Below are 21,721 nucleotides of genomic sequence, written 5' to 3' on the forward strand. Positions count from 1 at the left end.
TATTTAAAATCTTCCTGTATAGCCAAAATGGATCTTGGAAAGGTTCAAAGCAAAATCTTGACCATTGGACTTTCCTAAAGCATAAATAAAATTGAAAATCCCGCTGCCGGTTTCCAAACTGAAGCCCAGCCCTGTGGAGAAAGTGTAATCTGTATCCAATCCCTGCACCGTATTTTCCAACCTACCAGCATCTGCAAAAATCATAAAATATGAATAGGTATCAAAATAGAATCTTGGTTCGAAGTTAAAATAGGCATAATTATTCGCAAAAAAGAAATTTTCATTAAAACCCCTGATAGTCTTCAAGCCCCCAAGCCTATACATATCGTTTCCCAGAAGATTATCATTCACCATGAGTCCTCCGGATAATCTTGTCATCAAGCCCCAATTGGAATTGAAATAAAAGTGCTTCTCAGTCTTCCCTCTTATGTAGTATTGTATAGTCTTTAGCGTAACCCCCTCATATACTTCTTCAGGCAGGCCCGTATTTCTCAAGATCTCTTTATTACCAATCGCAAACTCCATTTGTCCATAGAATCCCCTACGCGGCAGCAATATGTCATCCAGTTTGAAAAGCTGATACTCCACCCCATAGTTATTGTACCTAAAATCAGCAAACTCGGGTAAAGACTGTACTTCCCCAAGGCTTGTCGTCGCCAACAGATCCCCTGCCTGCCTTCTTCCAAAAAACTTGATGTAATTATCCACTCTGAACCTATATCCAAAATCCAACCTGAAATCCCTGTTCAGGAAAGTCGTATCTTCTTTCAACAGGAAAAATGAAGCCCCTATGTCGATCATTGAACCCAACACCATCGGTTCTACAGCCTCTATTCTGAGGTTTTGTGAATATTGGCTGAGTCGTTGCCAGTTCAGGATATAATTCCTCCCACGGCCTCCTACATTGTAAAGTGCCAAATCAAACTGACCGGTTATTAGGAGCTTGTTTTCTTCTATTTCATTTGGAAGAAAACCAACAATCCCGTCCAAAGTGTTTATTTTCCTGTCATTTATTGGGAGGTATAAAGTCGCCTCTTCATTCTGAAAACTGATTTCAGGTTCTCCGGACCATCTGAGGTATGGCAGGTTTTTGATCTGCCGAATCGCCATTTCCACCTTTTTTTGTGAAAATGGCTCTCCCGGAAGAATCTGGAGATACCTTGCCAAATACATTCTTTTTGACTTCGAATTGCCAGATATCTTCAGTGTATCAAAGGAAATGTAAGGGCCATGCTCTACATGCAAAGCTCCCGAAAACCCTTCCCCAGCTCTTTGGAGACTATCCAGTTTAATGGATGCAAAGGGGAATCCCTCATTTTCATACTGACTTAGAATCCTATCAAAAATCCCAGTTACCTGTTGGTATTGGAATGGTTTATTCTGAAACCTCCCTTGGTCAAATCCAGCTTTGAGCAGTACCACTGGGTCGACATTTCCCGGATTTAGCTCTACCCAATTGAACCTCGGTCCCGTCGCGATACCAATACGAAGTGTATCATTCTGATAAAACTTCAAATACTCGCTTGCCCCCAGAAATCCTGAAGCGTACAATTCGTTGTAGAGATCCTTTATCTTATTGACTCTGTCAAGAGAATCCTTGAAAACCAGTTCTTCTGATTTACCTATCTCTCCTGTAATCTCATAATGAAGGTATTTCCCTACTTGCGCCTCGGTCGAATAGACGCTCGTATAGAATAGTACTGCGATAATGAGGATTACTTTTTTCAATTCAACAGGGGAATAAACTCAATGCAAATTTAAAAATAAGGTAGATTTTGATACTTCTTAACATCTCCTCTATCTTTATATCCAAAACGATCCATTTTGTCCGGTATATACATCCATATTCCTTTTTGCAAGCAAGCCTGTCACTATTGTGACTTCCACTTTAGCACCAATCTCAGCATGGCCGAAGATATGGTCGACATGATTTGTAGGGAAATAGAATTGAGGAAGGATTATCTCTCCACCAACCCAACCATCAAAACTATCTATTTTGGAGGAGGAACACCCTCCATGCTTTCGGCTTCCCAATTGGAGAAAATACTGTCTACTATTTACAAAAACTACCCCATAGCCCTAGAGGAATTGACCATTGAGACCAATCCGGACGATTTGAAGAAAGAAAAGCTTGACAACCTGAAAACCTTGGGGTTTGACAGACTGAGCATAGGAATCCAAAGCTTTGATGCCAATATCCTCAAATATTACAACAGAGCGCACAATGCAGAGGAGTCACTAAGGGCAATCGATGCTTCAAAAGATGCCGGCTTCGAAAAACTGTCCATAGACTTGATCTATGGATTTCCGCATGAAGACCATTCGATTTGGGAAAGAGACCTCTCCATCGCCGTAAGCCAGGACCCCGGACACATCAGCAGCTATTGCCTTACTGTAGAACCCCATACAGCTTTGGGAAACTGGGCCAACAAAGGAAGATTCAAACCCGCTACGGAAGATTTTTCGGCAGAGCAATTTGAGATGCTGCAAGACACTATGGAGAAGGCTGATTACATTCAGTATGAGATTTCCAATTTTGGGAAAACAGGTCAATTTGCCCTACACAACACCAATTATTGGAAAAGCGTCCCATACTTAGGTATCGGACCGAGCGCCCATTCTTTCGATGGAACCGAGCGCGGATCAAATGTCGCAAACAATGCCGTTTACATCAAAAATCTGTCAAAAGGCTTGCATTCATTTACCACAGACCCAATGTCTAGGGAAGACCTCATCAATGAATACATTTTGACATCCCTGAGGACGATTTGGGGCGCAGATATCGATGAATTGAATAAAGGCACCAAGGAAGATTTTCTTACCCTGAAGGCAAGCTTGCTCAAACAGCTTGAAAATGAAAAACTGATAGAAATAAAAGGGAACCACTTACACTTAAGCAAGAAGGGGAAGCTTTTGGCAGATAGTATTGCAGCTTCGCTTTTTATCTGATAAATTAGCTTACTTTTGAAATTGATATGGAGAAGTACAAAGATCATTCAGGGAGAAAAAAAGATGTTGCACCACTTCAAGAGGCTTTTGATGAATTACTTAAAGCTTATCGGCTGAAAGATAAATTCGATGAAAGGCTGTTGGTGCAATCTTGGCCCGAAATGATGGGAAATACCGTGGCAAGCAGAACTACCTCCGTGTACATCAAAGACAAGAAACTTTTCGTAAAAGTGACATCCGGCGCCATCAAAAAAGAAATGTCTATGAACCGTACCAAAGTGTTGGAGATAGTAGAACAAAGATTCGGAAAAGGAGTTATTACAGAAATTGTCTTTTTGTAACGACAAGGTGTGTTTTTTTTTATTACGGGCTATTTTTCAGCTTCTGGTTCAAATAAATTCACCAGTTGTTTCCCACCTGCAACAGAGCCTCTCAAAACTTGATCAGACTTTTTTTGTCCTTCAATTGAGTTTCACGTGAACGCCAAAAATATTGAATGGCTCTAACTAAACCTTTTCGGTATTTCTCTATAGACAGTATTTTCAGGTTACTTTTTGCCTAATGTGAATTTACCCATTCAGAATACACACCAATATTCCTCTTCCCCAAAAGAGGAAAGCACTCCTTTATGGAATGCTTTCCAGTATATTGTGGGAATATCTTAACTTAATCCTGTGCGCCAAACACCCTTCTCATCAAAGCTGAAGTTCTGGCCATTGGATCCTTTCGGATATTTTGCTCTTCTTCTGCAATCAACTTGAAAAGACCATCAATTGCCCTGTTTGTCACATAGGAATTCAAGTCTGGGTCGATTTTCTTGTTTGTCAAGGGGATCGCATTATATGAGTTGGCGATGTCACCATAGTATTTGGTTGCTCCAACTTCATTGAGTGATTCTTGGATCCTTGGTTGAAAAAGCTCCACAAGCTGTGATTCGGTAGTCCTACGCAAGAATTGTGTCGCAGCATCCGGCTCGCCCTTGAGGATATTGAATGCATCTTGGATTGTCAATTGCCTGATGGCATTGATAAAAATAGGTTTCGCCTCAACGGCTGCTTTTTCAGCTCCCCTATTGATGGCTAGTAAAGCCCTGTCCACCTCTGAACCCAATCCGATTTGCCTCAAGGTAGACTCTACCCTCCTTGCATCTTCTGGAAGGAGGATTTTGATCAATTCATTTTTAAAAAACCCATCTGTTAGGGAAGCTTTATCAGCACCTTTGCTGATCCCCTGGATCAAAGCCTCTTTCAAGCCAGTCGAAACTTCCCCCTGAGTCAATGGCCCTTGTCCACCTGCCGATTGAAGGATTTTGTTCAAGTCAGCAGCAGTACATGATGCCAATAGCAAAATCAGGATTAGCGAAAAACTAAGTAATCTACTCATAATTTAACTTTTAAAATTTTAACATTAATTTATACTTATTCAGGTAAATCCATTCATGAAAATCAAGTTAGTTTGTGTATAATTGTAGTCTCCTACACAAAATGCTCAAGCTCCCAAACCTAAATATCGGCAAGATAAGTCTTTTGGTTGCCATTATGACTTGGCTATCCTTACTTTTTGTTGATATTACGAGACTTTTTGGAAATCTCAACCAAATGGACTCCGGTACTGCACCCGAAATATCCTATATTCTAGAGATTCTTTTCTTTATAGTTATATATCTTTATTTCAACCATTCTATCAACACCAGTTCGAGGAACAAATTCATTGACCTCATCTGGAGGGCTGCCATTACCGGTGTAGTGGCTACAAGTATATCAATATTTATATCAATTTTCTATTATTTTCTTGGAGAAAGCAGATTGGCTTCCGATCCTTTGCTTCGGAACCTATTCTACCATGTTGACTTTGCTTTTGCGACTATCTTTTTGGTATCATGTACCTTGTTGTGGAAGCATCTCATACTTTACCAAAAAACAAAAGCGGTGGTGCAACAATGGCAGGCATATGAAATTGGCCTGCTCGTGAGTATGTTTTTTGTGTTTTTCAACCACAATACCCTGGATTACAGTTTTCTTTTTGGGCTTGCAGTGCTTGTGATTTTTGGTGCTTCTCTGGCCATCAACCTAAAATGGATCCCATACCTCACTTTCAAGGAAAAGTGGAAGTCCATACTGTTTATGCTGCTCATTCAATTCTCGGCAGCATACCTATTTATCCAGATCCTATCATATAGTCAAGACGGCAGCCTCAACCTCAATCTCACCGACAATCTTTTTCTACTATCCTTGTTTGCGTTTGTCTTTATGTACGCAATGTTCAGTTTCCTTGTCACGCTTTTCAACCTTCCCACCTCCTCGGTATTTGAACAAAAGCTCGTGGAAGCTATCAATTTTCAAAGGCTAAGCCAATCCATCAAGCCTGGGGAAAATGAAAACCAGGTGCTGGATATCCTGATGGACTCATGTATGAGTGCCGCTTATGTAGATGCCGCATGGCTTGAATTGTACCCCTCTGGGGAAGAATGTAAAGTGATACATCAGAGGTATGTCAATGATGAAGAGCGCAAGGAGTTACAAAAACTTATTAATTCCAGTAAGCCCTTTTCGGAATTCTCCTGGCAGGCCAAAGACAATGATTCCAAAATTCTATCCGGAAAAATCCCCGATCTCAAGTACAAATCGGTGACCATAACCCCCTTGGTCATCAATAAAGAAACCGTAGGAAGGATTGTACTTTTGAAAGAGGTCAAGGATGGGTTCAATAAAGAAATGATGAATATCATCTCTACTTTCGTGGGACAAGCATGTATTTCGGTGGAAAATTATAGACTCCTGAATGAAGCACTGAAAAACGAACGCTACAAAGAAGAACTTCTGATCGCACAGCGGGTACAGCGGAGTTTGCTCCCATCAGAACTGCATCATGATGAGACTTTCGAAATCCACGGGTTTTCCGAAGCTGCAGACGAGGTAGGGGGTGATTACTATGAAACACAGGTCATAGGAGAAAACGAATTCGCGGTTATTATAGGAGATGTATCAGGCAAAGGAACCTCTGCTGCATTCAACATGTCCCAGATGAAAGGTATCTTCCATAGTTTGGTACAGCTCAATCCCAGCCCACGTGAATTTTTGATCAAAGCAAATAAAGCCCTGAGCCATTGTTTGGAGAAAAACCACTTTATCACAACAGCCTATTACATCATCAACACAAAGCAAAGAAGCATCCGTTATTCAAGGGCAGGGCATTGCCCTACCTTATATTACAATGCCAATTCGGATAGCTGTGACTATCTGAGTATCGATGGCATGGGATTGGGCATACTGAGAAATCAGCTTTACGAAAAATATGTCTATGAAAAAGAGCTGGCATATCATGACCAGGATATCCTGGTGCTCTTTACAGATGGTATTGTGGAAGCAAAAAACGAACACTCGGAAGAATTTGGGTATGAGAGACTCAAAAAAGTATTGGCCAAAAACCATCAATCAAACCCCCAGGAAATCCAACAAAAAATCATTGATGAAGTTTACCGATTTATTGGCACTTCCACTTTGCCTGATGATGACTATTCCATCTTAGTAATCAAGTTTATAAAATAACCCCATAGCTTTAAAAGCGTATATAAAAACATGTTGAAGATCGAAACTGCAAAAACCTCAAAGTATACCACAATCAAACTGATTGGAGAAGTTGATGCGAGCAATTCAGTGGAACTGGATGAAGCTATTGTCTCTTTGGTTGAGGGTGACACCATGAACCTATTGGTGGATGGAACCCAGCTTGAGTACATCTCATCGGCTGGACTTGGCGTTTTCATGTCTTACATAGAGGAGTTTAATGACAAGGACATCAATCTGGTCATATTCGGACTCAATGAAAAAGTATTTCATGTATTCCATATATTGGGACTGGATCAATTGATCAATATCAAACCAAATGAAGAAGATGCACTGACGGCATTATGATGAAGCACGAGCTAAAATTATATTGTGAAACAAGTAGGCTTTCGGATTTAAGAAACTTTTTGAACAAAATTCTACGGGACACTTCCTTATCCGATATCGAGCAACACCAAGTAACCTTGGCAGTGGATGAGGTATGTGCCAACCTGATCATCCACTCACATGGATGTAATTCTGAGGAATATATCCTCGTAGGGGTAGAGATAGGCACCGGTGAATTAAAAATCGAAATTATGGACTCAGGTGATGGCTTTAATATCACAGAGTACAAAGAACCAAAAATCCTCCAAGTCAAAAAGGAAAAAAGAAAAGGGGGCTTAGGCATTATCCTTGTTAAAAAGATTATGGACAAAATCGAATTTGAGACCTCAGGGATTCAAAATACTTGCAGGCTATTCAAAAACTTAAAATCCAAATAATTGTTAATTCTATATTCTTTATCAACAACAGCCAAAAAATTCTACATTTTAATTTGTAACATTGCAGTATAATTTTCGGCATGCCATCAATATGAATATCAAATATTTCTATATCACTTTATTGGTCCTTGCTTTTTCCTGTAGTCCCAAAACAACCATCAAACCGGAGGACAATCAGGCAAAAGGACCTATACCTCTGTTGACAATCGGAAACGAGGATATCTTTGCGGATGAATTTTTGCACATCCTTTCCAAAAACAGATCCTTCCAGACCAAAGAAGAACAGATTTCCAAAAAAGAATTCGAAGACAACTTTGACCTGTTCGTCAACTTCAAGCTAAAGGTAAAAGAAGCTGAAAATGAAGGATTGGATGAGGTAGATGAATTTCAAAAAGAGTTTTCGATGTTCAAGGAAGACTTGATAAAGCCCTTTTTGATCAAAAACTCACTTCAGGAAGGGGAATTGAGAAAAGCTTACAACCGTATGCAGGAAGTGGTCAAGGCAAGCCATATACTTTTGCAATTCCCTATGAATGCCAATGGAGATGACAGTCTTGCGGTATTTAGGATGGCCGAAAAACTGAAATCCGATTCGGAAAATGGAGCCAATTTCAATGAGTTGGCAGTAGAATATTCAGAAGATCCCTCCGTTAAGGATAACAAAGGAAGTCTCGGCTATTTCACGGCGCTCCAAATGGTCTATCAGTTTGAAGACGCGGCGTATAGATTACAGCCAGGTCAGATATCCGATCCTATCCTGACCGAATATGGCTACCATATCATCAAGTTGGAAGACAGAAAACCAAATCCTGGTGAAATACTGGTTTCCCATATATTGGTAAGAACACAAACCAATGACCCAGTAGTGGAAGAAAGGGCATTGAGAAAGGTTGGGGATATTTATACCGAACTTCAAAAATCCGAAAGTATTTGGGAAGAAGTCTGCAACATGTATTCTGAAGATATGGGTACTAAAAACACAGGAGGTAAGCTTCCGTGGATCGGTATCGGGTCGGTTATTCCCGAGTTCGAAAAAGTCGCTTTCAACCTCTCAGAAATTGGTGAGATCTCAACTCCAGTAAAGACCCCATATGGCTACCATATCATTCGGTTGGAGGACAAAAAACCCATCCCGTCATTTGATGATATGGAAGAAATGATCAAGTCAAAAATCCTAAGGGACAGCAGATCAAGCCTGATCAAATCACAGGTAAGTGCCATCCAGAAGTCCAGGTACTCTTTTGATGAAAATGATCAGTTGTTAGATTCGATGAGAAATATTTTCAAAAACAACCAAAAGCAGACAGCAATTGAGCAAATTGCCAATAAGCCATGGAAAGAGGAAATGATCATCTCCATACAGGGCGTTCAAAAACCTGTTAGCGAATTTATCAAATTCATAAATGAGGATTCGCAAATAGTACGTGTTGGAACCAAAGAATACTTTACGGCTTGGTATGACAAGTTTGTAGAAGTCAATCTAAATGAAGCGGAAGAAAAAGACCTGGAAGCCAATAATAAGGACTACCAATTGATATTGAAAGAATACAGAGATGGAATCTTATTGTTTTCTTTGATGAACCATAAAGTATGGCAAAAAGCGTTGGAAGACAGTCTGGGGCAAGTTGCATTCTTCGAAGAAAACAGGGACAAGTACCAATGGGACGACAGGTTTGAAGCATTGATTGTCAAGATGGGAAAAGACTCAAGAAAGGATGCTGTCAGAAGGTTTTTGGCGGACAAAAAGTACCAGGACAACCTTGAGACACGATTGGAAAACACCTTTCTCAATGACGACCCTTTGGCATTCACAATTCAAAACAACATCTTTGAGATCGGATCGCATCCGGTACTCAGTCGGGCAACCACAGACAAGTCATTCCAAGAACTCAATATTGATGGAAAAACGCACTTCGTGATCCTTGGAAACAAAATCCCTGCTGGCCCGAAAAAATTCGAAGAAACCAGGGGCAAGGTTATCCAGGACTACCAAGAGCACTTGGACAAGTCGATGATAGCAACATTGAAAGAGAATTATATCATCCGAATCAACGAAGAAGAAAAAAATAGAGTGTACGATATTGTTACGAAAAATTAATCTTATTCTCCCAATCCTGGCAATTTTCCTACTTAGCTCCTGTGATCTATTCAAAATAAAATCAGAAGAGGAAAGTGAGGAGGATGATCCTGTAGTGGCAAGTGTGGGCAATCAAAACCTGAGAAAATCAGATGTGGCAGTGGTAATCACCGGGAACACCAACAAAGAAGATAGTGTAAACATTACCAACCGCTATATACAATCGTGGATTCGGAAGCAACTCATGATCAAAGAAGCCGGGAAAACCATTACCTTTGATGAAGCCGAGTTGAACAGGAAGCTTTTGGATTATCGATATGCACTGATGGTATATGAATTTGAAAAAGCACATGTCAAAAACAATTCTGATTCAACAATAAGTGAGCCTGAGATAATCCGGTATTATGAAGAAAACAAAGAGAATTTCAGTTTGAAGGAGATCATCGTAAGAACCAATTTCTTCAAACTGGAAAAAGCAAATTCCCAAAACAGATCATTGGAAAGGCTGTTGTCATCCAACAAGCCCGAATCAAAAGAAAACATACAAGAAATCGCACTCAAGCATGCCGCCAACTATTACCTGGAGGATTCTACTTGGGTAAGGCTAGAGGACATTATCATCAATACCCCCTTAGCGCAAAACAACAACAAAGTAGAGCTGCTTAGAAACAACAAACTGATCAAAGTAGATGATGAAGTCTACACCTATTATTTCAAAATACTGGAATATAAATTGCAGGATCAGATACCCCCAGTAGATTTTGTGAAAGACGAGATCTCAAAAATATTAATGAATAAAAAAAGAGTAGCTTTGGTTGAGCAACTACAGAAAGATATTTATCAAAGAGCACAAGAAAATAATGAGTTCAAAATATATGATTAAGGCAAAATACTTCTTTGCAATCACAGGTTTGATATTGATGACGAATGTTGCATCCGGCCAAGAAGAGAAAAAAGAAGAAGAGAAGAAGGAAACTCCAAAAACAGGACAGGTATTGGACAGGATAGTTGCGAAAGTGAATAACTCCATTGTCCTTGAATCTGATGTCCAGAAGACATACATGGAAGCCATATCCAACTCACAACAAGGGTTTGAAGCACCGACAAGATGTGATATTTTTGAGTCTTTGCTTATCAACAAACTCATGGTGGCTAAAGCTGAAATAGATTCAGTAATTGTCAGTGATGCAGAAGTAATGATTCAGGCAGATCAGCGGTTTTCAATGGTCCTACAGCAATTGGGAGGAGATGAAAATACACTTGTAGAAGTCTATGGTAAAACATCCGAGCAATTGAAAGCCGAAATTACCGATGCATTAAAAGAACAAATGATCGTGCAGAGAATGCAGGGAAAGATTACGGAAGGATTAGGTGTATCCCCTGCCGAGGTAAGAAGGTTCTTCAATTCTATCCATAAAGATTCATTGCCGTTTTTCTCCGCTGAGGTGACAGTAGGGCAGATTGTACGCAAACCTGAAGTCAATGAAGCAAACAAAAATGAAGTGGCAGCATTCTTAAAAGGTCTCAAGGAACAGATTGGAAAAGGAACTTCGGATTTTGCTACACTTGCCAAACAACATTCCCAAGACCCCGGATCTGCCGTACAAGGTGGTGAGCTTGGATTCTTTAGAAGGGGCGAGCTTGCACCAGAGTATGAAGCTACAGCACTTGGCTTGAAGCAAGGTGAAATCTCTGATCCAGTGGAGACCATGTTTGGATTCCATATGATCCAATTGTTGGAAAGGCGTGGAAACACTTTCAATACAAGGCACATCCTAATAAAACCTGAGCCGTCCGAAGAGGACATCCTCAAAGCAGAGAGATACCTTGACAGTCTTAGGACTGTGATCATGGATGGTAAGATTGAATTTGCCAAAGCTGCCAAAGAGTATTCCGAAGACAGGAACACTTCCGATAACGGAGGATTCTTTTCCGACCCGGGATCGGGCTCAAACAAACTTACATTGAGAACTTTGGAAGATCCTGTATTGTATTTCACTATTGATAGCATGAAAGTTGGTTCTATTACCAAACCGATGAGATTTGAAGACCCGAGAGAAGGAACAAAAATCAGGATCCTTTACTATCAAAACAGATATCCAGCCCATAGGGCAAATATGAATGATGATTATGAAAAACTCAAAGCTGCGACGATGAGGAAAAAAGAAGATGACATCCTCAGCACATGGTTTATGACCGCAAAAGAAGATGTCTATATTGACATAGATCCTGCATATGACAAATGCAATGTGTTACAGGACAAATAATAACAAGTCCTAAAACACAAAAAAGAGCTCTGAATTGATTTTCAGAGCTCTTTTTTTGTTTAGGATCAAATGGAGCATTTATTTGATGCATGAAATAGTTCTTCTACTCCTTCACCTCTTCATAATCTACATAGTCACCCCCTTTTATTTCTTTGGAGCGCTTTGCTTTGAAGTTATCAGGAATGTGGTCTACATGCACGTTCCCATTTTTTGGATTTGTATTTCTCTGTTGTGCTTGCTGTTGTTCCTTGGCAGCTTCGCTTACTTGCTGGGCAAATTTCGCCAACTTGCTTCTCAGAAAGTATCTGATCAACTGCCCCAACAGCCATCCGATTCCCAATATAATTATTAATGCTTTTACCAATTGTTATCTGATTTTTATTGAATTGGGAATCAAATTAAATCTGATTCCCAAATTAAATTATCTACTCAAATACAAGTTTCGCTCACCATAAATCTTCAAGAAGAAGTCATCCATCAAATCGTCGATAAAGTAGATCGCTTCACCGGTCGATTTCATTTCTGGTCCCAATTCTTTGTTGACATTCGGGAATTTGTGGAATGAGAAAACCGGTTCCTTGATAGCATAACCTTTTTTCACTGGTTTGAATTCAAAATCCGTGACTTTATTCTCTCCCAACATCACCTTAGTGGCGTAATTGACATAAGGCTCTTGATAAGCTTTACAGATAAATGGAACGGTTCTAGATGCCCTTGGGTTGGCTTCTATGATGAAAACTTTATCATTTTTGATGGCAAACTGAATATTGATCAGTCCTTTTGTCTTCAAAGCCAGGGCAATTTTGTGCGTATATGTCTCTATCTGTCTGATTACCAAATCCCCCAAATTGTATGGAGGCAATACTGCATAGGAATCTCCAGAATGGATCCCGGCAGGCTCGATGTGCTGCATGATCCCAATGATGTAGACATTTTCACCATCACAGATTGCATCTGCTTCTGCTTCTATCGCACCTTCCAAGAAGTGGTCCAAGAGGATTTCGTTGTTTGGGATATCCCTTAAGACATTCACCACATGCTCTTCCAGCTCTTTTTCGTTGATCACGATTTTCATCCCTTGACCACCCAATACATAAGAAGGTCTTACCAAAAGTGGAAAGCCAATGGTTTTGCAAAGCTCCAAAGCTTCGTCAGTATTGTGAATCGTGCCGAATTCAGGATAAGGCACATCATTTTCTTTCAACAATTGTGAGAATCTCCCCCTGTCTTCTGCCAAATCCAATGCCTCATAACTGGTGCCAATGATCTTGATCCCGTATTTATCAAGCTTTTCTGCCAACTTCAAAGCGGTCTGTCCACCCAATTGGACGATTACGCCTACTGGGTTCTCCTGAAGGATGATCTCGTAGATATGTTCCCAGAAAACCGGCTCGAAATATAATTTGTCCGATATATCAAAATCCGTGGAAACAGTCTCAGGATTACAATTGATCATAATCGTCTCGTAGCCACATTCTCTGGCTGCCAAAACTCCATGGACACATGAATAATCAAACTCTATCCCTTGCCCTACTCTGTTTGGACCAGAACCTAGTACGACTACTTTCTTCTTGTTGCTTGATATTGATTCATTCTCATCTCCAAAAGTAGAGTAGTAATAGGGGGTCTGCGCCTCAAATTCAGCAGCACAGGTATCCACAAGTTTGTAAACTCGCTTGATCCCCATTTCCTTGTAGCGCTTGTCAAATACTTCGCTTTCCAAGCAATCCAAAAGATGGGCAAGCTGTCTATCTGCATAGCCTTTTTTCTTGGCTATATCCATCAAGTCACGGGAAATGGTATTGATATCAAATTTCTCAATCTCCTTTTCCAGGTGAATCAACTCTTCGATCTGCTTGAGGAACCATTTGTCGATTTTGGTCAAATCATGGATAGTCCTAAACGAAATCCCTAGCTTAAACGCATCATATACGTGGAACAACCTGTCCCAGCTGGGATTGGCCAAACTGTATAAAATCTGATCCTGGTCTTTCAGTTCTTTGCCATCAGCGCCCAGTCCGTTTCTTTTTATTTCAAGTGATTGACAGGCTTTCTGAAGGGCCTCTTGGAAATTCCTCCCAATCCCCATCACTTCACCTACCGCTTTCATCGAAAGGCCCAATCTCTTGTCAGAGCCTTTGAACTTATCAAAATTCCATCGAGGGATTTTGACAATCACATAATCAATGGATGGCTCAAAAAATGCTGAAGTTGTTCCTGTGATTGAATTTTGTATTTCATCCAAATTGTATCCTATGGCCAGTTTTGCTGCCACTTTTGCTATCGGATAACCAGTGGCTTTGGAAGCCAAGGCTGATGATCTTGAAACCCTAGGGTTGATTTCAATCCCTATGATGGTCTTATTGTCAGGACTTACAGAGAACTGGACATTACATCCCCCTGCAAAATTCCCAATACCATTCATCATTTTGATTGCCTGATTTCTCATTTCCTGAAAAACCGTGTCTGGCAAAGTCATCGCTGGTGCTACTGTGATCGAATCACCGGTATGCACACCCATAGGGTCAAAGTTCTCAATCGAGCAGATCACCACCATATTGCCGATAGAATCCCTCAAGACCTCCAACTCGTACTCCTTCCAACCCAAGATACTCTGCTCTATCAACACTTCATGGGTAGGAGAAGCTTGAAGACCTGTTACCAAAGCTTTTTCAAAGTCCTCGGCTTTTTCCACGAATCCCCCACCTGTACCCCCTAGGGTATAAGAAGGTCTGATGACCAATGGGAAGCCTATTTCCTGCGCAATCTCATTCCCCTGCAAAAAGGAGGTCGCTGTCTTTCCAATACATACGCCAACCCCCAATTTTTCCATCAGGGCTTTGAATTTCTCTCTATTTTCGGCCGTCTCTATCGCATCGATATCTACGCCAATCATCCTAATTCCAAATTTCTTCCAAATTCCTGCGACATCACAATCTATGGCAAGATTGAGGGCTGTCTGCCCTCCCATGGTTGGCAATACACAATCAATGGTCGGATGTTCCTTTAGGATTTGAATGATTGATTTCTTTTCCAATGGGAGCAAATACACGTTGTCGGCTGTAACTGGGTCAGTCATGATAGTTGCCGGATTCGAATTGATCAGGGTGACAGTGATGCCTTCTTCCCTGAGTGACCTGGCAGCCTGAGAGCCTGCATAGTCAAATTCACATGCTTGACCGATGACAATGGGACCTGAACCGATGATGAGGACGTGTTTGATACTGCTATCCTTAGGCATTATTAGTGAGGGTTTAAGAGGTGTAAATACTTATGGCTAAATTGGTGCAAATTTAGACAAAAAAATTTAAGTAGCCCGATCGAATGAAAAAAAAGGATAATAAAATCCCGATGTTTACTTTTTGGTGGCCAATGTAAACTCCGGAATGTCGATTACCTGAGTCTATCCATTTGGAAAAGCCCAAATTTGTTAAATAATTATAATTTAAGTTTTCATATAAGGTTTTAAGATGATTTTACTTAATATTGTCGAGTCTTTCGATTATTTTATTTGTTTTTGAACATTTTATATGAATATCCAATGAAAAAAAGCTTTTTGTTTCTATTGGCCTGCCTTCTGATGGGGCAGTTGTATGCACAGAAGGTCACCATCAGTGGGACTATCAAGGAAGAAGGTTCCGGAGAAAATCTCATCGGCGCCAACATATATGACAAAGTCGCCCAAAAAGGTGCGGTCGCCAATCAATTTGGATATTATAGCTACACGATCGAAGGTGGAAGTGTAGATCTATACTTCAGCTTTGTAGGCTACCAAACCAAGAGACTTCAATTTTCTCCCAAAAGTGATACATTGATCAATGTCTCTCTGGTACCGGACGGTGTATTGGATGAAGTAGTGGTCACAGCCGAGTCTTCGGAAAAGGTGCAGGAAATCACAAGGATGAGCTCTATCAATGTCCCAATAAAACAAATCAAAGAGCTTCCCGCATTGATGGGCGAAGTAGATGTATTCAAAGTCCTACAACTGCTCCCTGGAGTGCAATCAGGTACAGAAGGAGCAAGTGGTTTGTATGTCAGGGGTGGTGGCCCCGACCAGAATCTCATATTGTTGGATGGAGTACCTGTATACAATGCATCCCATTTATTTGGGTTTTTCTCCGTGTTCAATGCCGATGCGATCAACAATGTGGAGTTGATCAAAGGTGGGTTTCCTTCAAGATATGGAGGAAGGCTATCATCTGTCATTGACATCACCATGAAGGAAGGAAACATGCAAGAAGTCAAAGGCGAAGGCTCCATCGGCCTTATTGCATCCAAAATCACTGTTGAAGGACCTATCAAAAAAGACAAAACATCTTTTATCCTTTCGGCCAGAAGAACTTACCTTGACCTATTGGCAAGACCTATCGTGAAAGCAGCTTCAAACGGCAACGAAAATGTAGGCTATTATTTTTACGATCTCAATGGTAAGGTAAACCACAAAGTCAACGACAAAAACAGGCTCTATTTCAGTGTATATACCGGAGATGACAAGGCATATTCCAAATTCAAAAACTTCTATGTCAATGACAATGAACGCACTGACTTCCAAGAAGAGTTTGGGTTGAAATGGGGCAATTTCATTTCTGCATTGAGATGGAACAACGTAATCAACAGCAGGCTATTCAGCAACTATACCTTCACTTACAGCAAGTATCAATTCGATCTATTTAATGAATATGACGAAAAAACAACAACAGCCTCAGGTGTAGAAAGAAATGTTTATTCTGAACGTTATTTCTCGGGAATAAGGGACTGGGCAGCCAAAGCTGATTTCGAATATATCCCAAACCCAGATCATTATATCAGATTTGGCACTAACATCATTTTGCATAAGTTCTCCCCGGGAGTCTATGCAAGCAAAAGCACCCAACAGGAAAATGACCTGCAGTTGGGTGCCAGCGAACTCAATTCTACCGAATATTCCCTCTATGCAGAAGATGATTTCAATATCAGCAGTAGGTTCAAAGCCAACCTCGGACTTCATTATTCGGGATTTCTTACAGATGGCCAAAACTACAACTCCCTTCAGCCTCGACTAGCTGCCAGGTATTTGGTCAATGAGAGCACCTCTATCAAAGCTTCTTTTGTCACCATGGCCCAGTTTATCCATCTATTGACAAATGCAGGCCTGGGACTTCCTACAGATCTTTGGGTGCCTGCTACACCAAACATCGGCCCACAGAGAGCCATGCAGGCAGGACTAGGGGCAGTCAAAAACATCAATGGCTTTGAGTTCAGTGCTGAGGTGTATTACAAAACCATGGATGGGCTGATCGAATACAAAGATGGGGCAACCTACCTGAACATCGATGAAGATTGGCAAGATAAAGTAGCAGTAGGTGAGGGTAAAAGCTATGGTGTGGAGCTACTTGCACAAAGAAAAATCGGCAGGGTTTCGGGATGGCTGGGCTACACCTGGTCCAATACCGAAAGAAGATTTGACGAAGTGAATTTTGGGGAGTGGTTTCCTTACAAATATGACAGGAGACATGATATCAGTCTGGCATTGACCCACGAATGGAAAGACAATAAGGACTTTTCGCTCGTATGGGTTTATGGTACCGGAAATGCAGTTTCTCTCCCAACACAAAGGTATGAGGGGCCCGAAATGAACCGATGGGGAGGAGGATCATACAAACCAGAAGTCCAATACTATGAAAGCAGAAATAATTTCAGAAACCCAGCATACCACAGATTGGATTTGAGCTTTAGCTGGTGGAAGACCAAAAGGTGGGGAGAAAGAAAATGGACCCTTGGCATATACAATGTCTATAACAGGATGAATCCATTCTTCATGGATCTCAGCTACGACAGAAGTGGAAATAGAAAAATCATCCAATACAGTCTATTCCCAGTAATCCCTTCATTTTCCTACGGTTTTAAATTCTAAGTCATGATGAAATCAAAACAGACATTCCGAACTTTTATAATGATCTTCCTTGGGATAATTTCATATTCCTGTGAAACAGTAGTGGATGTAGACATCCCCTTTGATAAGCCGCAAGTCACCATGAATACGGTATTGAAGGCCAATGGATTCCCGAAAGTAAGACTGACTTTCAGCAAACATGCTTTGGATAACAATTACATTTATGAACCCATCAAAAATGCCCAAGTCTATCTGGAAAGCGAAGGTGTCTCCTACGAACTGGAGTTCGAAGAGGAAAATGGAATTTATAAAACCCTCGATTTCATGATACAAGCAGGAAAGCACTATACGGTTTCTGCCAACGTTCCTGACTACCAAGTTGTGACGGCTACAGAAACAATCCCTGAAATCGTCCCAATCAAAAACTTCAGCTATAATGGAGAAACACAAAAAGATTCATGGAACGTAGAACAAGACATTACCATTTTATTTGATGATCCAGTAGGGGAAAACTACTATGAGATCTCCGGTTATTCGATCACCAAAACCACCTATCTCGACCAAAATGGCAATGAGCAAGAACATATCGATTTTCGGAATCTCTACTTGAATCCCAAAAACCCGACATACCAAAATGATTATGGTTCTAGCAATACCGTTTTGATCAATGACCAGCTGTTTGAAGGACAAGAGGCAAAAATAGACATGTTTTCGTGGGGGACACATTTCTCTCCGGAAGTTGACTCTGAAATCTATATTATATTGAAATCCGTCACAGAAAGCTACTACAAATTCCATACGACATTTGGCCTCCAAAGGTGGAATGATGGTGACCCATTTGCACAGCCAGTTCAGGTGTTTACCAATATCCAAAATGGTATGGGGATCATTACTGGTGAATCGAGTTTTACCTATCAAGTAAAATGAATTTTAAGCGTTTATCACGCTTAAAATTCATTTCAGAAAATTATGTTGTAATTCTTTTTACTCCCGATATGTTATAGCGCTCAAAAATCGAGCATTTCTACATCCACTTTAATGCTGGGCTTCCCCATGACCGAATTCCATTCCCCCAAGCTACTTTCCCTCGACAAATATTTACCCAAAGGAAACTTGACAGGCAAAGTAATGATCCCGAGATCATTATCCCCTCGAAAATCAACAAACTCTAATGATACCCAAAATTTTTCGCTTATGATCAAATTTTCACTTTCAAACATGACTGAATAGGCACCATTCCCTCTCTCCTTAACCTCATACATCTTTTCCAGTATCTTTTCGCCTGGCCTTCCTTCCAGTTTGACATCTTCTCCATAGATATTGACCCTACATATTATATGTCCAATTTGATTGCTCTGAAGTACGAAATTAACTTCATTCAATTTCATCATCTTACCTTTCGGATCAATTTCAATAGCCAATTCCCTTCCTAAATTTGCCCTTGCATTTGATTTTATGGGATTAAAAGCAAAACCAAATCGTGATCTCAATACAAGGCTTCCAAATGATTTTTTGCCTTCAACATAATCTGCACTTACGACAAATTCACTCATATCAATCAGGTTTTGTTTGATTGAGATGATCTGAGGTTCAGAATCTGACAACACCATATTTTGTACAGGGATTTTAAGCTTTTCATATCCGATCCTTGAGACTTCGATGGTATCTGAATCGGCAAGTGATGATAATTCGATTGAAAAAAAACCTGACGAATCGGAGACAGTTCCCACAAACTTATTTTTGATGCCAACATTCGTATAAGGAATCGACATTTCAGTGTCTCTATCGATGATCAGTCCAGAAAGCTTCAAACTTTGTTGGGAGCTGGCATTGTTTGAAATAAAAACAATGCAAAATGCAAAAACTGACAAAACCTTTGAAAATGAGTCCATACATTTCCAATATCGTGATTTCTATCAAATGATGGTTGTTTGCTGTCTTGAATGCTGGATATTATGAAGAATATTAGCTTTTTTTAACTTTCATTCCAACCTTTTTTAGGTAAGAAGACTCTTTAAGTTGAATATGGAAAAAAACTACTCCAATGAAGATGAACTGATTGAAGCCTGCAAAGCTCAAAATGCTCAGGCTCAGTTTGCGCTCTTTGAGAAGTATAAGGTAGCCATGTTCAATCTGATCTATAGAATCTGCAATGATTATGATCAAGCGAATGATCACTTGCAGGAAGGATTTATTGATGTATTTAGAAATATCAAAAACTTTCGCAAAGACTCGACTCTAGGAGCTTGGATCAAAACAATAATGATTCGAAAAGCGCTGAAAGGCATCCGTTCTGGGATAGCATACGAAGAACTGAATGAGCAAATCCAATCAAATGATTTACTGCTAGACCAATGGATTGACGGAGATATGCTAGATCAAGCCATCCGAAACCTTCCAGAATCAAGCCGTGCAGTATTTGTACTTTACGAAATCGAAGGCTATTCCCATGAAGAGATCTCCAAAATGCTCAAAGTGAGTATTGGAACTTCCAAGTCTCAGCTTCATTACGCAAAAAAAGTATTGCAGAAAACCCTAAGCAAAGACTACTACTCCAAATGAAAGATCCTAAACATAATTCTTGGAAAAACCGCTTGACAGAGCACCTTCCGGATGATAAGGTCTGGGATAGGCTCTTGGATAACAAATCCTTGGATCAGCAAGTATCAAATTTGAAAAATCTGCTTCCTATTCATCTCCCCAAAGAAAATACTTGGGCTGAGGTTCAGAAAAGTCTCAAACGCAAAAAGCGAATAGTAGCCTTTTATAGATTTTCTACAGCAGCAGTATTCCTTTTGGGGATTTGGGGAATGGTTTGGATAGTGAACAGTCAAAACAACTTTAAAGAAGAGTTCTTAACGACTGACATTTCAAATACAATCATTATAAAACCAACTCTGACCCAAGCTCAACCACAAGAAGTTAGGAAGATAGAAAGTGTTAACGCTACAAAAAAAGAGGTTTCATCTTCTGAGGAATTGATCCAAACTATGCGAAAAGAAGAGGCAGTGGAAGCAATCGAAATTGATATTCCTCTCCCTGAAATATTTGTGGCTGAGATTCATGAAAATGAAATAGAAACCGAACTTGATGAAAAAATGGAAATCAAAGGAGGTAAAAAAACCATTGCAGTCAACTGGGAAGAGTCTGGCAGAAGGATTAGAGTTGATGGATTCAACATCGAACTTACCGAGGAAGAAATGGCTGCAATGAAAGATCTAAACAACAGAAAGAAAGGCAAGCTTAGGCTGCATGTAAATGCCCTGACTGCCCGTCTTTACGAAAAATAATACAGCTGAATTCCTAAATCCTGTGCACAGCGATTATTCAACCAAAACTCACTAACCAATGAAAAAACTTACCATTCTAATCTTCTTTTGTAGCTTCAGCTACCTTGCACAGGCACAGCTAAAAAGTAATACGCCTAGATATATTACTTCATTCAAAAACTTTGCTGAAAAAAACCCGGATTACTTTACCGACACTTTGGTTTTCGTTATGCCAAACAATGCTCAGGTAGAAGCTATATTTAATAATGTAGACTATCAAAAAGAAGAGGTTGAAGAAAAAATATTCAATGCACTAAAATCAGCAAAAAACATCAAAGAAAATGAAGTCAGAACATATTATTTACATTCTGATTGGCTTAAAAATACGCTTCATGAAGCACTAAGGGATATCTATGTCCAATATGTTCCTTACAAACCTGATTTTACGCTAGGCCTTCCTTTTGGTTTAGACTATATAGGTGGAAAGTTTGCTCCTGAGATGGGATTTAGAGCTGTGGTTAACTTAAAAAAAGTAGGTCTTGGAGCCTCTTTTACCAATTCGGTTTTTTTCTCTGACAAACCAGATGGTGGAATCAATGTATTCCATAATCCATTCGTAAATGCCGAAATTGTACTAAGCCCCAGTAGCGCTCCTTGGAATACAATTCAGGTTGGTTATCTGTTGAATGATTCAGGACCCATTTTTCAAGGTGAAACGATTAAATTAGCCTATAGATATCACATCAAAGGCAACTTTCAACTGAATGCAGGCTTCATAATTACTGACAATATTAAAACAATCATCCCAACAGTGGGAATTAGGTTTTTCTAATTTAAAAGTCTAAAGATCAGGTTATATATAGAATATTTAATCTAAGGGTATAGCCTGGTTTTTTTAAGTCAGTTCTGCTTTTTATCGGTTTATTTTTCTTCGCCTTATAACAGTTCAACCTCACG

Annotated in this window: 18 protein-coding genes; 13 read left to right on the forward strand and 5 right to left on the reverse strand. The window is 40.1% G+C overall.

The features are described from left to right. Positions 1 to 3 precede the first annotated feature (3 nt). Positions 4 to 1,728, reverse strand: a complete 1,725-nt coding sequence (locus ACFSKL_RS05130) for a BamA/TamA family outer membrane protein (RefSeq protein WP_376884072.1) — start codon at positions 1,726 to 1,728, stop codon at positions 4 to 6. Positions 1,729 to 1,824: 96 nt separating this feature from the next. On the opposite strand from ACFSKL_RS05130, the gene hemW reads away from it, so the two are divergent. Then, positions 1,825 to 2,949: a radical SAM family heme chaperone HemW gene (gene hemW, locus ACFSKL_RS05135; protein WP_376884073.1), complete on the forward strand. Its 1,125-nt coding sequence runs from the start codon at positions 1,825 to 1,827 to the stop codon at positions 2,947 to 2,949. Between the two features lie 26 nt (positions 2,950 to 2,975). Next, complete coding sequence (locus tag ACFSKL_RS05140; RefSeq protein ID WP_376884075.1) at positions 2,976 to 3,290, forward strand: DciA family protein; 315 nt, start codon at positions 2,976 to 2,978, stop codon at positions 3,288 to 3,290. A gap of 325 nt (positions 3,291 to 3,615) precedes the next feature. Here the strand turns inward: ACFSKL_RS05140 and ACFSKL_RS05145 are convergent, their stop codons facing one another. Next, complete coding sequence (locus ACFSKL_RS05145) at positions 3,616 to 4,332, reverse strand: DUF4197 domain-containing protein (protein WP_376884076.1); 717 nt, start codon at positions 4,330 to 4,332, stop codon at positions 3,616 to 3,618. 101 nt (positions 4,333 to 4,433) lie between these two features. Here ACFSKL_RS05145 and ACFSKL_RS05150 point away from each other — a divergent pair, with 101 nt between their 5' ends. The 6 genes from ACFSKL_RS05150 to ACFSKL_RS05175 all read left to right on the forward strand — a co-directional run bounded on the left by ACFSKL_RS05150 (position 4,434) and on the right by ACFSKL_RS05175 (position 11,623). Further along, positions 4,434 to 6,497: a GAF domain-containing SpoIIE family protein phosphatase gene (locus ACFSKL_RS05150; protein ID WP_376884078.1), complete on the forward strand. Its 2,064-nt coding sequence runs from the start codon at positions 4,434 to 4,436 to the stop codon at positions 6,495 to 6,497. A 30-nt stretch (positions 6,498 to 6,527) separates the two neighbouring features. Next, the gene (locus ACFSKL_RS05155; protein ID WP_376884079.1) at positions 6,528 to 6,863 is read left to right on the forward strand and encodes an STAS domain-containing protein; all 336 of its coding nucleotides are present in this window, start codon (positions 6,528 to 6,530) and stop codon (positions 6,861 to 6,863) included. Further along, positions 6,863 to 7,279 carry an ATP-binding protein gene (locus ACFSKL_RS05160; RefSeq protein ID WP_376884667.1) on the forward strand — a complete coding sequence of 139 codons (417 nt, stop codon included), beginning with the start codon at positions 6,863 to 6,865 and terminating at the stop codon, positions 7,277 to 7,279. The genes ACFSKL_RS05155 and ACFSKL_RS05160 overlap by 1 nt, the downstream gene beginning before the upstream one ends. Positions 7,280 to 7,370: 91 nt before the next feature. Then, entirely contained in the window at positions 7,371 to 9,377 is a 2,007-nt protein-coding gene (locus ACFSKL_RS05165) for a peptidylprolyl isomerase (protein ID WP_376884081.1), read from the forward strand. Continuing rightward, entirely contained in the window at positions 9,361 to 10,239 is an 879-nt protein-coding gene (locus ACFSKL_RS05170) for a peptidylprolyl isomerase (RefSeq protein WP_376884082.1), read from the forward strand. Before ACFSKL_RS05165 ends, ACFSKL_RS05170 begins: the two co-directional genes overlap by 17 nt. Then, a complete protein-coding gene (locus tag ACFSKL_RS05175; protein WP_376884084.1) occupies positions 10,232 to 11,623 on the forward strand; it encodes a peptidylprolyl isomerase in 1,392 nt (463 codons plus the stop codon). Before ACFSKL_RS05170 ends, ACFSKL_RS05175 begins: the two co-directional genes overlap by 8 nt. Before the next feature lie 103 nt (positions 11,624 to 11,726). On the opposite strand, the gene ACFSKL_RS05180 is transcribed toward ACFSKL_RS05175, so the two are convergent. Together ACFSKL_RS05180 and carB are read right to left on the reverse strand one after the other, a co-directional pair. Then, positions 11,727 to 11,987 carry a DUF4834 family protein gene (locus ACFSKL_RS05180; RefSeq protein WP_376884085.1) on the reverse strand — a complete coding sequence of 87 codons (261 nt, stop codon included), beginning with the start codon at positions 11,985 to 11,987 and terminating at the stop codon, positions 11,727 to 11,729. 57 nt (positions 11,988 to 12,044) lie between these two features. Next, positions 12,045 to 14,864: a carbamoyl-phosphate synthase large subunit gene (gene carB / locus ACFSKL_RS05185; protein WP_376884087.1), complete on the reverse strand. Its 2,820-nt coding sequence runs from the start codon at positions 14,862 to 14,864 to the stop codon at positions 12,045 to 12,047. A gap of 300 nt (positions 14,865 to 15,164) precedes the next feature. On the opposite strand from carB, the gene ACFSKL_RS05190 reads away from it, so the two are divergent. Both ACFSKL_RS05190 and ACFSKL_RS05195 read left to right on the forward strand, forming a co-directional pair. Continuing rightward, positions 15,165 to 17,516 carry a TonB-dependent receptor gene (locus ACFSKL_RS05190; RefSeq protein ID WP_376884089.1) on the forward strand — a complete coding sequence of 784 codons (2,352 nt, stop codon included), beginning with the start codon at positions 15,165 to 15,167 and terminating at the stop codon, positions 17,514 to 17,516. 3 nt (positions 17,517 to 17,519) lie between these two features. Further along, positions 17,520 to 18,422: a DUF4249 domain-containing protein gene (locus ACFSKL_RS05195; RefSeq protein ID WP_376884091.1), complete on the forward strand. Its 903-nt coding sequence runs from the start codon at positions 17,520 to 17,522 to the stop codon at positions 18,420 to 18,422. A gap of 80 nt (positions 18,423 to 18,502) precedes the next feature. Here ACFSKL_RS05195 and ACFSKL_RS05200 read toward each other — a convergent pair whose 3' ends face one another. Next, on the reverse strand, positions 18,503 to 19,387 hold the full coding sequence (locus tag ACFSKL_RS05200) for a carboxypeptidase-like regulatory domain-containing protein (protein WP_376884093.1): 885 nt from the start codon (positions 19,385 to 19,387) through the stop codon (positions 18,503 to 18,505). Positions 19,388 to 19,520: 133 nt separating this feature from the next. Here ACFSKL_RS05200 and ACFSKL_RS05205 point away from each other — a divergent pair, with 133 nt between their 5' ends. Genes ACFSKL_RS05205 through ACFSKL_RS05215 form a run of 3 tightly spaced genes read left to right on the forward strand, consistent with a single transcriptional unit; the run spans position 19,521 to position 21,596 of the window. Further along, on the forward strand, positions 19,521 to 20,057 hold the full coding sequence (locus tag ACFSKL_RS05205; protein ID WP_376884095.1) for an RNA polymerase sigma factor: 537 nt from the start codon (positions 19,521 to 19,523) through the stop codon (positions 20,055 to 20,057). Beyond that, positions 20,054 to 20,785 carry a hypothetical protein gene (locus ACFSKL_RS05210; RefSeq protein ID WP_376884097.1) on the forward strand — a complete coding sequence of 244 codons (732 nt, stop codon included), beginning with the start codon at positions 20,054 to 20,056 and terminating at the stop codon, positions 20,783 to 20,785. Before ACFSKL_RS05205 ends, ACFSKL_RS05210 begins: the two co-directional genes overlap by 4 nt. A gap of 58 nt (positions 20,786 to 20,843) precedes the next feature. Next, complete coding sequence (locus tag ACFSKL_RS05215) at positions 20,844 to 21,596, forward strand: hypothetical protein (RefSeq protein WP_376884099.1); 753 nt, start codon at positions 20,844 to 20,846, stop codon at positions 21,594 to 21,596. Positions 21,597 to 21,721: the final 125 nt, after the last annotated feature.

The organism is Belliella marina, assembly GCF_042682445.1.
GTDB classification, from domain to species: Bacteria; Bacteroidota; Bacteroidia; order Cytophagales; family Cyclobacteriaceae; genus Belliella; species Belliella marina.